Source organism: Pseudomonas sp. MOIL14HWK12:I2, from assembly GCF_000510745.1.
GTDB classification, from domain to species: Bacteria; Pseudomonadota; Gammaproteobacteria; order Pseudomonadales; family Pseudomonadaceae; genus Chryseomonas; species Chryseomonas oryzihabitans.
The window spans coordinates 1-13,575 of record NZ_AZOA01000017.1 but is presented as its reverse complement, the minus strand read 5'-3'; the positions used below and the strand labels follow the sequence as shown (position 1 = coordinate 13,575).

At 68.3% G+C, this 13,575-nt stretch carries 9 protein-coding genes; 6 read left to right on the top strand and 3 right to left on the bottom strand.

The window, feature by feature from the left end; all coding sequences use genetic code 11:
* Nucleotides 1-153: 153 nt before the first annotated feature.
* The 3 genes from sbcD (at nt 154) to PSK12I2_RS0115080 (ending at nt 3,474) form a co-directional block, all read left to right on the top strand.
* Nucleotides 154-1,359, top strand: a complete 1,206-nt coding sequence (gene sbcD, locus PSK12I2_RS0115090; RefSeq protein ID WP_027599043.1) for an exonuclease subunit SbcD — start codon at nt 154-156, stop codon at nt 1,357-1,359.
* A gap of 100 nt (nt 1,360-1,459) precedes the next feature.
* Nucleotides 1,460-2,299 carry an SRPBCC family protein gene (locus PSK12I2_RS0115085; protein ID WP_027599042.1) on the top strand — a complete coding sequence of 280 codons (840 nt, stop codon included), beginning with the start codon at nt 1,460-1,462 and terminating at the stop codon, nt 2,297-2,299.
* Nucleotides 2,299-3,474 (top strand): zinc-dependent alcohol dehydrogenase, encoded by a 1,176-nt coding sequence (locus PSK12I2_RS0115080; RefSeq protein ID WP_027599041.1) that lies wholly within the window; start codon nt 2,299-2,301, stop codon nt 3,472-3,474. Before PSK12I2_RS0115085 ends, PSK12I2_RS0115080 begins: the two co-directional genes overlap by 1 nt.
* Before the next feature lie 42 nt (nt 3,475-3,516).
* Here PSK12I2_RS0115080 and PSK12I2_RS24885 read toward each other — a convergent pair whose 3' ends face one another.
* Nucleotides 3,517-3,654, bottom strand: a complete 138-nt coding sequence (locus PSK12I2_RS24885) for a hypothetical protein (RefSeq protein ID WP_156930150.1) — start codon at nt 3,652-3,654, stop codon at nt 3,517-3,519.
* 172 nt (nt 3,655-3,826) lie between these two features.
* Here PSK12I2_RS24885 and PSK12I2_RS0115070 point away from each other — a divergent pair, with 172 nt between their 5' ends.
* The 3 genes from PSK12I2_RS0115070 (at nt 3,827) to treA (ending at nt 11,034) form a co-directional block, all read left to right on the top strand.
* The gene (locus PSK12I2_RS0115070) at nt 3,827-7,252 is read left to right on the top strand and encodes an AAA family ATPase (RefSeq protein WP_027599040.1); all 3,426 of its coding nucleotides are present in this window, start codon (nt 3,827-3,829) and stop codon (nt 7,250-7,252) included.
* Nucleotides 7,253-7,377: 125 nt separating this feature from the next.
* A complete protein-coding gene (locus tag PSK12I2_RS0115065; RefSeq protein ID WP_027599039.1) occupies nt 7,378-9,291 on the top strand; it encodes a PAS domain-containing sensor histidine kinase in 1,914 nt (637 codons plus the stop codon).
* A 99-nt stretch (nt 9,292-9,390) separates the two neighbouring features.
* A complete protein-coding gene (gene treA, locus PSK12I2_RS0115060) occupies nt 9,391-11,034 on the top strand; it encodes an alpha,alpha-trehalase TreA (protein WP_051398732.1) in 1,644 nt (547 codons plus the stop codon).
* A 334-nt stretch (nt 11,035-11,368) separates the two neighbouring features.
* Here treA and PSK12I2_RS25070 read toward each other — a convergent pair whose 3' ends face one another.
* A complete protein-coding gene (locus tag PSK12I2_RS25070; protein WP_007162537.1) occupies nt 11,369-11,521 on the bottom strand; it encodes a hypothetical protein in 153 nt (50 codons plus the stop codon).
* Between the two features lie 65 nt (nt 11,522-11,586).
* The gene (locus PSK12I2_RS0115045) at nt 11,587-13,398 is read right to left on the bottom strand and encodes an ABC transporter ATP-binding protein (RefSeq protein WP_027599037.1); all 1,812 of its coding nucleotides are present in this window, start codon (nt 13,396-13,398) and stop codon (nt 11,587-11,589) included.
* Between the last annotated feature and the right edge of the window lie 177 nt (nt 13,399-13,575).

The following is a 13,575-nucleotide window of genomic DNA, read 5'->3' as shown; positions in this document are numbered from 1 at the left end:
CGGTTTCCCTCCGGCGCCCCGGAGAGGATACTGCGCCCTTTGCCGCGCTGACCGCCGATACCCATGGAAAACCTCCCGCTGTTCGATCTGCCCGCCGCCCCCGAGGAAAAACCCAAGCCCAGGCGCGCCCGCAAGGCTTCGCCCGCCAGCGGCCTGCGCCTGCTGCACACCTCCGACTGGCACCTGGGGCAGCATTTCCTCGGGCGCACCCGCGAGGCCGAGCATCGCGCCTTTCTCGCCTGGCTGGTCGACCAGGTGGCGGAGCAGGAGGTGGACGTGGTGCTGGTGGCGGGAGACATCTTCGACACCGCCACGCCGCCGAGCTACGCCCGCGAGCTGTACAACGGCTTCATCGTCGCCCTGCGCGCTACCGGCGCCAGCCTGGTGGTGCTCGGCGGCAACCATGATTCCGCCGCGGTGCTGGCCGAGTCCCGCGAATTGCTGGCCTGCCTGGACACCCGGGTGATCCCCTGCGTCAGCTCGACGCCGGCCGATCAGCTGCTGGAATTGCGTCGCCGCGACGGCGAGCTCGGCGCGCTGCTCTGCGGCATTCCCTTCGTGCGGCCGCGTGACGTGCTGCAGAGCCAGGCCGGGCAGAGCGCCGATGACAAGCGCCAGGCGCTGCAGCAGGCCATCCAGGGCCACTACGCCGAGCTCTACGCCCTGGCCGAGGCGCGCCGCGCGGAATTGGGCGCGACGCTGCCGATCATCGCCACCGGCCACCTGACCACCGTGGGCGCCAGCGCCAGCGAGTCGGTGCGGGAGATCTATGTCGGCAGTCTCGACGCCTTTCCCACCAGCGCCTTTCCGCCGGCGGACTACATCGCCCTCGGCCATATCCACCGACCCCAGCGGGTTGGCGGCCTGGAGCAGGTGCGCTACAGCGGCTCGCCGCTGTGCCTGAGTTTCGACGAGCAGCGGGACAAGGAAGTCCTGCTGGTGGAGTTCGGCAGTGCCCTGGAGCGGATCACGCCCCTGGCGGTGCCCTGTTTCCAGCCGCTGGCCGTGGTGCAGGGCAGCCTCGACACCCTGGGCGCGGCTCTGATCGAGGCGGCCGCCGATGGCAGTCCCGCGTGCCCGGTGTGGGCCGAGGTGGTGGTGGTCGGTGACGACTACCTGGCCGATCTGCAGCCGCGTATCTCGGCACTGGTGGCCGACCTGCCTTTGGAGGTGCTGCGGGTAAGGCGTGCGCGCAGCCTGGTAGCGCCTACCCTGCAGGGCAATCCGCGCGAGACCCTGGAGGAGCTCAGTCCGCTGGACGTCTTCAGCCAGCGCCTGGCCGCCGAGACCCTGGATGACGAGCTGCGCAGTCGTCTGGAAGGCCTTTATCGCGAGGTTCTCGGCGAGTTGCCGGCCTGATCGCAGCGAAACGCTTCCATCGGACCAGCTTTTTCGTCCGGAACAAGGCCCGTTTGCCCGGGGTCACCCTCTCTATGTAGCCCATACCGGAGGAGACCCCATGCACGACCTATCGCAACCCCTCGCTGCCACGCGCCATGAGCGCACCGACAACCAGGTGCCCAACGTCCAGGGCGCCGAACGCCTGGTGTCCCTGCTGGGCGGCGGCCTGCTGATCCTTGGCGGTCTGCGCCGCGGTGGTCTGACCGGCTGCGTGAAGCTGGCCCTGGGGGCCATGGCGCTCAGCCGCGGGGTCCGGCAGCGGTGCGAATTCAAGGCCGCCTTGCAGCCTTCGCCCTTCGAGCAGGCCCTGGCCGAGCGCTGGGGCTGGCGCAATCCCACCGCCATCCAGCGTAGCGTCACCATCGCCAAGCCGCGTGAAGAGGTGTTCGCCTACTGCACCGACCTGCAGCACCTGCGCGAGCTGCTGCCCTTTGTCGACCGCATCGAACTAGGCGCCGATGGCGACAGCCACTGGCATGCCTCCGGTCCCCTGGGGCGCACCCTGAGCTGGACCCTGGAGCAGAGCGAGCGTCGCGAAAACGAATTCCTGCTGTGGAGCACCGTGCCCGGCACGGTCATGGCGCACAAGGCCAGTCTGACCTTCAGCGACGCGCCCCAGGGCCGCGGCACCCTGGTTCAGGCGGTACTGGCCTGCGAAGCCCCGGCCGGCCTGCTCGGCCATGCGGTCACCGAAGGCATCAGCCGCTTCACCGGCAAAGCGGTCAACCTGGGTCTGCGGCGCCTCAAGCAGCAACTGGAGACCGGCGAGATCGCCACCCCCGAGGTCACCCGCAGCGGTCGACCCTTGGCGCCCCCCCATCCGCCGGTGAGCCGTCCGGCCGACGAACCCCAGGCCGACCTCGACGCCGGCCTGGGCACCCAAGCGAGGACCGAATGATGCGCGCCCTGACCTGGCAAGCCCCCAACCGTCTGCAGGTGGAAACCGTCCCGGATCCGGAGATCCTCAACCCGCGTGACGCCATCGTGCGCGTCATCATGTCCTCGGTATGCGGCTCGGACCTGCATCTGCTGGGCGGCTACGTCCCGGCGATGAAGCCGGGCGACATCATTGGCCACGAATTCCTCGCCGAGATCGTCGAACTGGGCAGCGGCCTGCGCAATCAGGGCCTGGCCATCGGCGACCGGGTGGTGACGGTCTCCATCCTCGGCTGCGGTGACTGCGAGCACTGCCAGCGCGAAGACTACAACTGCTGCGACAACAGCAATCCCAAGCCCGAACTGACCGAATTGGCCTATGGGCAGCCCTGCACCGGCATCTTCGGCTATAGCCACGCCTTCGGTGGCTATGCCGGCAGCCATGCCACCTATGTGCGGGTGCCCTATGCCGACGTCAATCTGTTCAAGGTGCCCGACGGGGTCAGCGACGCCCAGGCGGTGTTCGTTTCCGACGCCGTGCCCACCGGCTACTACGCCGCCGACATCGCCGACATCCAGCCCGGCGACACCGTGGCGGTCTGGGGCTGCGGCGGGGTCGGGCAGATGGCCATTCGCAGCGCCTACCTGCTGGGTGCCGAACGGGTCATCGCCATCGACCGCTTCAGCGATCGCCTGCAACTGGCGGCCGAGAAAGCCGGCGCCATCGTCCTCGACTACGAGACCACCAACATCCATGAGGCGCTGCTGGAGCTAACCGGTGGCCGAGGTCCGGATCGCTGCATCGACTGCGTCGGCATGGAGGCCCATGGCACCCAGGTCGACTACGCCTACGACAAGACCAAGCAGCTGCTGCGCCTGCACACCGAGCGCGGTTCGGCGCTGCGCCAGGCCATCCGCGCCTGTCGCAAGGGTGGCACGGTCTCGGTGATCGGGGTCTACGGCGGGGTGATCGACAAATTCCCCATGGGCGCCATCGTCAACAAGGCCCTGACCCTGAGATCGGGCCAGCAGCCGGGCCAGCGCTATGTGGAGCGGCTGTTCGAACACATCCAGAAGGGCGAACTGGATCCGTCCTATCTGCTCACCCATCCGATGAGCCTGGAAGAGTCGCCCTATGGCTACGAGCTGTTCAAGTCCAAGGACAAGAACTGCATGAGGGCGGTATTCATGCCGTGAGGGGTCGCCCGGTGATCTAAGGGCTCACCGGGCTTTCAGCACCTAGACCAGCCAGGCCGCCAGCGGCTGCCACAGCGCCGCGACCTTGTGGCCGCCACTGCAGCTGACCAGCGCCAGGGTGCCCAGGCCGACCAGCAGGGGCATGCCGAGAAAATCTAAGGGAGACAGGGGCGAGCGCACGACGAATCCTCCTGGGATACGTGGTTGCAGAGCGATACCTTGCAGTTGAGAGCAGAGGTCGGAGCAAGTTCAGCGGTGGGCACGACCACAGGTCGAGTGGTCGGTTGGCATGGGCGAGCGCGCCCAACAATGCCAGAATCGGCGGTTCGCCGAGTCGTCCTGGAAAAGCCCGATGAAGATCCTCACCCTGCGCCTGAAGAACCTCAATTCCCTCAAGGGTGAGTGGAAGATCGACTTCACCGCCGAACCCTTCGCCAGTAGCGGCCTGTTCGCCATCACCGGGCCGACCGGGGCGGGCAAGACCACCTTGCTGGACGCCATCTGCCTGGCGCTCTATCACCGCACGCCGCGCATGAGCAAGGTGGGCGGAGAGAGCAACGAACTCATGACCCGTCACACCGGCGACTGCCTCGCCGAGGTGGAATTCGCCGTGCGTGGCGAGCGCTATCGGGCCTTCTGGAGCCAGAGACGCGCCCGCGACCGCGCCGATGGCGCCCTGCAGCCGCCCAAGGTGGAACTGGCCAGGCTCGACGGCAGCATCCTCGCCGAAAAGACCGGCGACAAGCTCAGACTCACCGAAGAACTCACCGGCCTCGACTTCGAGCGCTTCACCCGTTCCATGCTCTTGGCCCAGGGAGGCTTCGCCGCCTTCCTGGAAGCCAGCGCCAGCCAGCGCGCCGAATTGCTGGAAGAGCTGACCGGGACCGCGGTGTACGGGCAGATCTCCCAGCGGGTGTTCGAACGCGCGCGCGAGGCCAAGGGCGTGCTGGAGGGCCTGCGCCAACGCGTCGCCGGGGTCGAGGTGCTGGATGACGAACGCCGCCAGGCGCTGGCCGCCGAAGGCACCGGCCTGGCGCAGCGCGAAGAACGCCTGGGCGCGGACCTCAAGACCTTGCAGGTCCAGCGCCAGTGGCTGAGCGCCCTGGAGCAGGCGACGGCGGGCGAGCAGCAGGCCGCCACCCGGCTGGCTGCGGCGCAGCAGGCCTGGGACGCCGCCGAGCCGCAGCGCCAACGGCTGGCCGCGGCCGAGCCGGCGGCGCGGCTGCTGCCCATCGAACAGGCCTGGCGTGAGGCCGCGGCGCGTGAACAGCGCAGCCGGGACGAACTGGCCCAGCTCGACCAGCGGATCCAGACCCTGGCCAGCCGCCGCGACGCCGCCCTGGCCCAGGCCCTGGGCGCCAGTGGCGAACAGCTGCGCCAGGCCGAGGCGGAGCAGGCGCAGGCGCTGGATGAACAACAGCGCCTGGAGCAGAGTCTGGCCGAGCGGACCCGCCATGCCGAACTCGGCGAGCGCCTGGGCGACTGGCGCAGCCAGCTGGCCCTGCGCGACGAAAGAGCCGAGGCCCTGGCGCGCCTGACGCGCCGCCAGGAAGAACAGACCCGTCAGCTGCAGCTGCTGGCCGAGGAACGCGAGGCCCAGCAGGGGGCGCTGACCCGTGCGCAGGCGCAGGCCGCCCAGGCCCAGACGGCGGAGCAGGCCCAGAACGAACGCTGGCAGGCCGCACTGGACGGCCGCGACGAAAAGGCCTGGCGCGCCCTCTGGCAGGCGGCGCTGGGACGGGTCAACGAGGTGGACCAGCTGGACCAACTGGTCGAGCGTCGGCGTCAGCTGCAGGCCCAGCTGGAGCGCCTGGCGCGCAGCCAGGGTGAACGCCAGCGCCAGCATGGCGAGCATCAGGTGCGCCTGGAGGCCCTGCGTGGACGCTATCGTGAAGTCGCCCAGCAGGTGCGCGAGCGCGAAAAGCTGCTCGAACAGGAAAGGGTCATCCGCAGCCTGGAAGCCCAGCGCGCCGAGTTGCAGCCCGACGAACCCTGTCCGCTGTGCGGCTCCCGCGAACACCCCGCGGTGGCCGACTATGCCGCCCTGGACGTCTCCGCCACCCAGACCGCCCTGCAGGATGCCAAGGCCGAGCTGGAGCGCCTGACCCAGGAAGGCAAGGACCTCAGCGAAGCCCTGGCGGCGCTCAAGGCGCAACTCGATCAGGCCAACGAGCAGCAGGCCGAGGCCAGTCAGCAGCTGGACCAGTTGGGCGAACTCTGGCGCCAGCGTTGCACGGCCCTGGGCGCCGATCCCGAGGCGCCCGGTGCCATCGCCGAATTGCGCCGCCGGCAGGATCAGGAACTGGCGCGCATCCAGCAGGTGCTCGCCACCCTCGATGGCCTGCGTCAGCAGGGCGAGGAGGGGCGCAACGAAGCCCAGCGCCTGGCGCGTCAGCAGGCCGATGCCGAACAGCGCCTGGCGCTGGCCGAGGCCGCCTGGGAGCGGGCGCGCCAGGCGCTGGCCGAAGGTGCCGAGGAGCTGCGTCAGGCCCAGGCACAACAGGCCAAGGCCGAGCGGCAGCTGGGCGAGGAACTGGCTGGCTGGGGCCATGAGGTCCCCGGTCGTGCCGGCGAATGGCTGGCCCAGCGCGACCAGGAGTGGCGGCTCTGGCAGGTCGACAGCCAGCGCGCTCAGGCCTTGCAGCAGCTGCACAAGGAGCTCGCCCAACGCCTGGCCATCCTGGCCCCGCTGGTCGCGACCTGGCGCCAGCGCGCCGGCGAGGTCACCCCCGCCCCGGTAGCGCCGGAGGCCGCTACGGCCGTGCTCGCCGAGGCGACCGCGACCTGGGAAGACTGCCGCGAGCAGGGTGCGGCGCTGCAGGGCACGCACCAGGCGCTGCACGAGCGGCTGGCGGGTGAGGTGCAACTGGCCCGCGAAGCCGGCGAGCGCTGGCAGGCCGCCCTGGCCGCCAGTGCCTTCGCCGATGCCGCGGACTGGCGCGCCGCGCAACTGGACGACGACGAGCACTCCGTCCTGACCGCGGAGCGCACCCGCCTCGAGACCGCCCTGACCGAAGCCCGCGCCCTGGCAGGGGCCGCGCGGGAGCGGCACGCCGCCCTGGCTGCCGAGCCGCTCACCGAGCGCAGCGCCGCCGAGCTGGATGCCGAACTGGCCGCCGCCGGCGCCGAATTGCGCGCCCTGGGTCAGCGCCAGGGCGAGGTCAATGCCGCCCTGCGCGAAGACGAACGGCGGCGGGACGGCCTGCAGGCGCTGCTCGGCGAGATCGCCGCCCAGGAGCGCGATCACGATCTCTGGCAGCATCTCAACGGCCTGATCGGCTCGGCGGATGGCGCCAAGTTCCGCAAGTTCGCCCAGGGCCTGACCCTGGATCACCTGGTGCACCTGGCCAATGGTCAGCTGATGCGCCTGCACGGTCGCTATCGACTCTTCCGGCGCCAGGCCGCCGAACTGGAGTTGCAGATCCTCGACACCTGGCAGGCCGATGCCCTGCGCGACATCCGCACCCTCTCCGGCGGCGAGAGCTTCCTGGTGAGCCTGGCCCTGGCGCTGGCCCTGTCGGATCTGGTCAGCCAGCGCACCGGCATCGATTCGCTGTTTCTCGACGAAGGCTTCGGCACCCTCGATGGCGAGACCCTGGAGGTCGCTCTGGATGCCCTCGACCAGCTCAATGCCAGTGGCAAGACCATCGGCATCATCAGCCACGTGGAGGCCCTCAAGGAGCGCATCCCGGTGCAGCTCAAGGTGCGCAAGGGCGTCGGCCTTGGCCATAGCGGCCTGGAGCGGCGCTATGCGGTGGAGAAAAACGCGACCGAGTGAGTAATTTTTCCGGTGCAGTGGTCGAAGCCCAGCGCGAAGCGAAACGTCGAAACTGTTAACGTAGACGGGTTCGCCTCGGCTGCTGGCGTTATGACATCTCCTTCTCCTACCGGCCACTAACCACCATGTCCCAGTTCCTTGCCGTCGGCCTGTTCGAATACGATCCCAGCCGCGCCAGATGGCGCGCGGATGCTGCCTGCGCGGCCATGCTGGAACGGGACGCCGAGGTACTGTCCCGGGGGCTCGCGCCCGCCGAGTTGCTGAGCGATCTGCAGAGCCGCAGCGCGCCACCCGAGGGCCTGCTGCCCGCCCCGGGACAGGTCTGGGAGGCCTGGCGCCAGGGCGCCGATGGTCAGCTGCGCTGCCTGCAGTTCCAGCGGCGCGAGGCCGGCGGCGTAGTGCTGGACGTCACCGCGCAGCGTCGCCATGAAGCCGAACTCTGGCAGGGCGAGGCCTTCAAGCGCAGCGTGATGGTCTGCAGCGTCGACTGCATCAAGCTGATCGATCTGGAAGGCCGCCTGGAGTACATGAATCCGGGCGGTCTCATGGTCATGGAGATCGACGACTTCATTCCCTTTCAGGGCCGCCACTGGGCCGAACTCTGGCCCGAGGAGCAGCGCCATGAGGTGACCGCCGCCATCGAGGCGGCGCGGCAAGGCGGCATCGGCCGTTTCACCGGACTCGCGCCCACCGCCAAGGGCACCCGGCGCTGGTGGGACGTGGTGGTCACGCCGATCCTGGGCGATGACGGCCAGACCCTGAAATTTCTTTCCATCTCCCGCGATGTCAGCGAAGCCGTCCATACCCGCGAGGCGCTGGACGAACTCAATCGCAACCTCGAAGAGCGCATCGAAGCGCGCAGCCAGGAGCTGGTAGCCCTGGAAGAAGAGTTGCGCCAGGCGCAGAAGATGGAAGCCATCGGCCAACTCACCGGCGGCATCGCCCACGACTTCAACAACCTGCTGACCGGCATCGTCGGCTCCCTCGACCTGATGCGCCGCCGGGTGCAACAGGGCCGTATCCAGGAGCTGGAACGCTACCTGGACACCGCCACCCGCTCGGCGGAGAACGCCGCGGCCCTGACCCAGCGGCTGCTGGCCTTCGCCCGCCGCCAGGTGCTCGAACCCCGCCCGGTGGATGCCGGCCAGCTGGTGCAGGGCATGCACGAATTGCTGCGCCACAGCCTGGGCAAGAAGATCCGCAAGGACGTCCAGCTCGACACCGACCTCTGGCTGCTGCACTGCGATCCGCACCAGCTGGAAAACGCCATCCTCAACCTGGCCATCAACGCCCGCGACGCCATGCCCGAGGGCGGCAACCTGAGCATCCGGGTGGACAATGTCAGCGGACCCCTGAGCATCGGTCTGCCGATCGAGACGGTGGACGGCGATTTCATCCGCATCCAGGTCTGCGATACCGGCACCGGCATGGACGCCGATACCCTCAAGCGCGCCTGCGAACCCTTCTTCACCACCAAACCCAGCGGGCGCGGCACCGGACTCGGGCTGTCGATGATCTACGGTTTCGTCCGCCAGTCCGGTGGCCAGGTGGAGATCCACTCGGTGGTGGGCGAGGGCACCTGCATCAGCCTCTATCTGCCGCGGCTGCTGGCCCGGCCGGCGCCGGAAAGCGCGCCCAACGACGCCGAGGGCCCGGTGCTGCCGGAAGTCTCCGGCGACTGCGCGCTGATCGTCGAAGAAGAGCGCGAAGTCCGCGTCATCATCGGCGAGGTGTTGGCGGAACTGGGCTACACGCCGTTGGCGGTGGCCGACAGCGCCACCGCTGTCGCGCTCATCGCCTCCGGCACCCTGCGCATCGACCTGCTGGTGACCAGTCTCGGTCTCGCCGGGCTGGACGGCCGGCAACTGGCCGAGCAGGCGCGAGCCACCACGCCCGGACTGCCGGTGCTCTATCTGTCCGGCCAGGCGGATCCGGCGTCCCTGCCGGAGCTGGCGGAAGAGGGCGTCGAACTTATCGGCAAACCCTTCGGCCTGGAAGAGCTGGCGCGCTGCGTGAGGCGTCTGCGTCCGGGCGGCTGAGCCGGTCGCGGCGAACTGTCGCGGCGCGCCAGGGTCGATCCTTTCGAGTCGCAACCTCCGTTGCGGCTGCTGTCGTGTCGACAAGAAAAGGAGCGCTTCATGAAACGCCTGCCACCTGCGCCACCCGCGCGGATGCTCGTCCTGTCCCTGTCCATCGCCTTTCTCGCCGCCTGCGCCCATGAGGGCAGCAAGCCGGAAACCCCGACCTGGAGTTGGCGCGATGCCAGCAACGCCCGCGCCGTGCCGCCGGACCAGGCCTATCCCGAGCTGTTCACCGCGGTACAGCAGGGCAAGCTGTTCAGCGACCAGAAGCACTTCGTCGATGCCCTGCCCAAGCGCAATCCAGCCGACATCCGCCAGGACTACCTGGCCCAGCGCGACAAGCCGGGCTTCGACCTCAAGGCCTTCGTCAGCGCCAACTTCGAAGAATCCGATCCTATCAAGGCCGCCCCGCCCAAGGCGGGGGCCGACCTGCCCACCCACGTCAAGGACCTCTGGCCGGTGCTGACCCGCCATTACGAAGAGGTGCCGGCCTACAGCAGCCTGCTGCCGCTGCCCAAGCCCTATGTGGTGCCGGGTGGCCGCTTCCGTGAGGTCTACTACTGGGATTCCTACTTCACCATGCTGGGGCTGGCCAAGGACGGGCGCACCGACCTGGTCCGCGACATGGTGGACAACTTCGCCCATGAGATCGACGTCTACGGTCACATCCCCAACGGCAACCGCAGCTACTACCTGAGTCGCTCGCAACCGCCGTTCTTCGCCTACATGGTCGACCTGCAGGCCAGCCTGGAAGGCGACTCCGCCTATCGTCGCTACCTGCCGCAGCTGCAGAAGGAATACGCCTACTGGATGGCCGGCGCCGAAGGCCTGCAACCGGGCCAGGCCAATGCCCATGTGGTCAGGCTGGCCGATGGCACCCTGCTCAATCGCTACTGGGATGCCCGCGACACCCCGCGTCAGGAGTCCTACATGGAAGACCTGGCCACCGCCGCCCAGGCCAAGGGCCGACCGGCCGGCGAGGTCTATCGCGACCTGCGCGCCGGCGCCGAGAGCGGTTGGGACTTTTCCTCGCGCTGGCTGGGCGACGGCAAGACCCTGGCGACCATCCGCACCACCGCCATCGCGCCGGTAGACCTCAACAGCCTGCTCTATCACCTGGAGCAGACCATCGCCAAGGCCTGCGAGAAGACCGGTGAGGCCAGTTGCGTCCAGGCCTACAGCCAGAAGGCCAAGACCCGCCAGCAGGCCATCGACCGCTACCTGTGGAATCCCGCCGGTTACTACACCGACTTCGACTGGCAGGCCAAGCGCCGCACCGACAAGCTCTCCGCCGCCACCCTGTTCCCGCTGTTCGTGGGCGCCGCCAGCCAGAGCAGTGCCGACCAGACCGCGGCCACCGTGGCCAACCAGCTGCTGCGTCCGGGCGGCATCGCCACCACCACGGTCAAGACCGGCCAGCAGTGGGACGAACCCAATGGCTGGGCACCGCTGCAGTGGGTGGCCGTGGACGGCCTGCGCCGCTACCAGCAGGACAAGCTGGCCGCCGACATCGGCACCCGCTTCCTGACCCAGGTGCAGAACCTCTACGCCCGCGAGCAGAAGCTGGTGGAGAAATACGACCTCACCGGCGGCCAGGGTGGCGGTGGCGGCGAGTACGAGTTGCAGGACGGCTTCGGCTGGACCAATGGCGTCACGCTCAAGCTGCTCGAACTCTACAAACCGCAACCCGGCGCGAAATAGGGCAAAAGAAAAGGTCCGCTACGGCGGACCTTTTTCATCGCGTGAGACCCGTAGGTTGGGCTGAGACAGCTCTATCGTCGAAGCCCAATAATCCAGAAGTGATGACTCACCCGTTGGGCTTCGCTGCGCTCAACCCAACCTGCGAGCCGCTCTTTCCACTCTCCCTCCGGGAGAGGGCCGGGGTGAGGGCAAACCCTACGCCAGATCCATCCGAATACTGACGCTAGATTTCACAGCGGATCCACCGGCGGCGCATCGTCCTCGTCGGCCGGCAACTCCGCCGGATGCAGCCCTTCCGGGTCTTCATCCTCGGGCAGCGGCAGGATGGCGTTCATCAGCTGTACTCCGGATTGCGCGGATTCTTCTGCGGCAGGCGCTCCTCGACCGGCTTGTCATCCGGATCTTCGCCCACGGGCTCCTCGGGATCGGGCGCGATGTCCGGATCGATGTCTAGGTCGTCGGGGTTTTCCTTGATCTGATCGTTCATGCGGCCTCCGCGAGTGGTTGTCAAACGTTGGGCAGACCCCCTGGCGCGAAGTTCGCCACCGGCGATCAGCGATAGCCTCTGGCCTGCAGATCGAACAGCTGGGCATAGCGACCACCGCTGGCCAGCAACCCCTCGTGATCGCCCCGCTCGCGGATCTCTCCATCTTCCAGCACCAGGATCTGGTCGGCGTTGCGCACGCTGGAGAAGCGATGGGAGATCAGCAGGGTCATGCGTTGCTGCGCCTGGGCGCGAAAGCGCTCGAAGATCACCGCCTCGGCCGCGGCGTCCAGCGCGGCGGTGGGTTCGTCCAGCACCAGGATGTCGGCGTCCTCGCGCATGTAGGCGCGCGACAGGGCGATCTTCTGCCACTGCCCGCCGGACAGTTCCTGGCCGCCCATGAACCAGCGTCCGAGCTGGGTCTCGTAGCCCTCGCGCAGACCGGCGATGACCTCGTCGGCCAGCCCCTGCTCGGCCGCCTTGCGCCAGCGCGCCTCGTCATTGAAGGCCTGGGTATCGCCGACGCCTAGGTTTTCACCGGCGGTGAGCTGGTAGCGGATGAAGTCCTGGAAGATGACGCCGATACGCCTGTGCAGGGCCGCCGGCTGCCACTCCTGCAGATCGCTGCCATCGAGCAGGATACGGCCTTGCGTCGGGCTGTGCAGGCGGGTCAGCAACTTGATCAGGGTGGTCTTGCCCGAACCATTGGCCCCCACCAGCGCCAGGCTCTGGCCCGGCGCCAGGTGAAAGCCGATGTTCTTGAGCGTTGGCGCGGGCGCGCCCGGATAGGTGAAGCCAACCCCTTCGAATCTCAGGCCGTCGCCAGGCTGGCTGCCCGCCGTGAGGCTGCCGCCTTCGGCGCTGGTCGGCTGGCCCAGGTAGTCATAGAGATTGCTCAGGTAGAGGCTGTCCTCGTAGAGGCCGCCCAGGGCGGTCAGGCTGGCGCTGACCGCGCCCTGGCCCTGGCGGAACAGGGTGAGGTAGAGGGTCATCTGGCCCAGGCTCAGGCGGCCGCGCACGGTATCGAGCACCACCCAGGCATAGGCGGCATAGAAGGCGAGGGTGCCCAGCAGGCCAAAGACGAAACCCCAGCCGTCACGTCTCAGCGTCAGGCGGCGGTCCTCGGCGTAGAGCTTGGCGAAGGTGGTGCGATAGCGCTCCAGCAGCAGCGGCGCCAGGCCGAACAGCTTGACCTCTTTGATGTAGGCCTCGTGGGAAAGCAGCGTCTCCAGATAGGTTTGGCGGCGGGTCTCGGGCGCACGCCGGCTGAACAGGCGAAAGGCATCGCCGGAAAAGCGCGCCTCGGCCAGGAACACCGGTAGGGCGCCCACCACCAGCAACAGCAGCGCCCAGGGCGAGAAATGCACCAGCAACACGGCGAAGCTGGTCAGGGAAATGAGGTTCTGCAACAGGGTCAGGGACTTGGTCACCAGCGCCAGGGGCCGGATGGAGGCCTCGCGCCGGGCTCGCACCAGCTTGTCGTAGAAGTTGGCGTCCTCGAATTGCGCCAGCGACAGGGTCTGGGCCTTTTCCAGGATCAGCAGATTCACGGTCTGCCCCAGACGTACCCGCAGCAGCGATTGCTGCACCGACAGCAGCCGCTGGGCGCCCGCCAGGGCCGCCAGTACCCCGGCTTCGGCCAGCACGAACTTCAGTACCGGCCACAGCGGTGCCTGGCCCTGGTCGGCATGCAGCCGCATGGCCGCCACCACGGCATCGACGATGCGCTGCCCCAGCCAGGCGGCCAGTGCCGGCAGCAGGCCGGCGACGAGGGTCGCCAGGATCAGGCCGATCATCAGCGCGGGAGAGGTACTCCAGACCAGGCCGGCAGCGCGGCGCATCTGCTGTTGCACGATAGCGAAGGAGGTCGAGAGGGCCATGGCGGATCTTCGGCGGGGGTCAGCATTAGTCGAGGCGGCGGTCGCCATGTTCCCCAGGCTATGGCAAAAGGCTTACACCGACTGGTGTCACCTGGCCATGTTGCCACCTGCGGGGGCTGCGTAATCTACACCCATCAGCCGCGCAGGATGCGCAGCCCTGAGGTCACGGACGAAGAC

Excerpts from the sequence above, each read along its gene's own strand:
- PSK12I2_RS0115045 (WP_027599037.1), bottom strand. The coding sequence starts at position 13,398 with ATGGCCCTCTCGACCTCCTTCGCTATCGTGCAACAGCAGATGCGCCGC.
- PSK12I2_RS0115085 (WP_027599042.1), top strand. The coding sequence starts at position 1,460 with ATGCACGACCTATCGCAACCCCTCGCTGCCACGCGCCATGAGCGCACC.
- PSK12I2_RS0115070 (WP_027599040.1), top strand. The coding sequence starts at position 3,827 with ATGAAGATCCTCACCCTGCGCCTGAAGAACCTCAATTCCCTCAAGGGT.
- PSK12I2_RS0115065 (WP_027599039.1), top strand. The coding sequence starts at position 7,378 with ATGTCCCAGTTCCTTGCCGTCGGCCTGTTCGAATACGATCCCAGCCGC.
- treA (WP_051398732.1), top strand. The coding sequence starts at position 9,391 with ATGAAACGCCTGCCACCTGCGCCACCCGCGCGGATGCTCGTCCTGTCC.
- PSK12I2_RS25070 (WP_007162537.1), bottom strand. The coding sequence starts at position 11,521 with ATGAACGATCAGATCAAGGAAAACCCCGACGACCTAGACATCGATCCG.
- PSK12I2_RS0115080 (WP_027599041.1), top strand. The coding sequence starts at position 2,299 with ATGCGCGCCCTGACCTGGCAAGCCCCCAACCGTCTGCAGGTGGAAACC.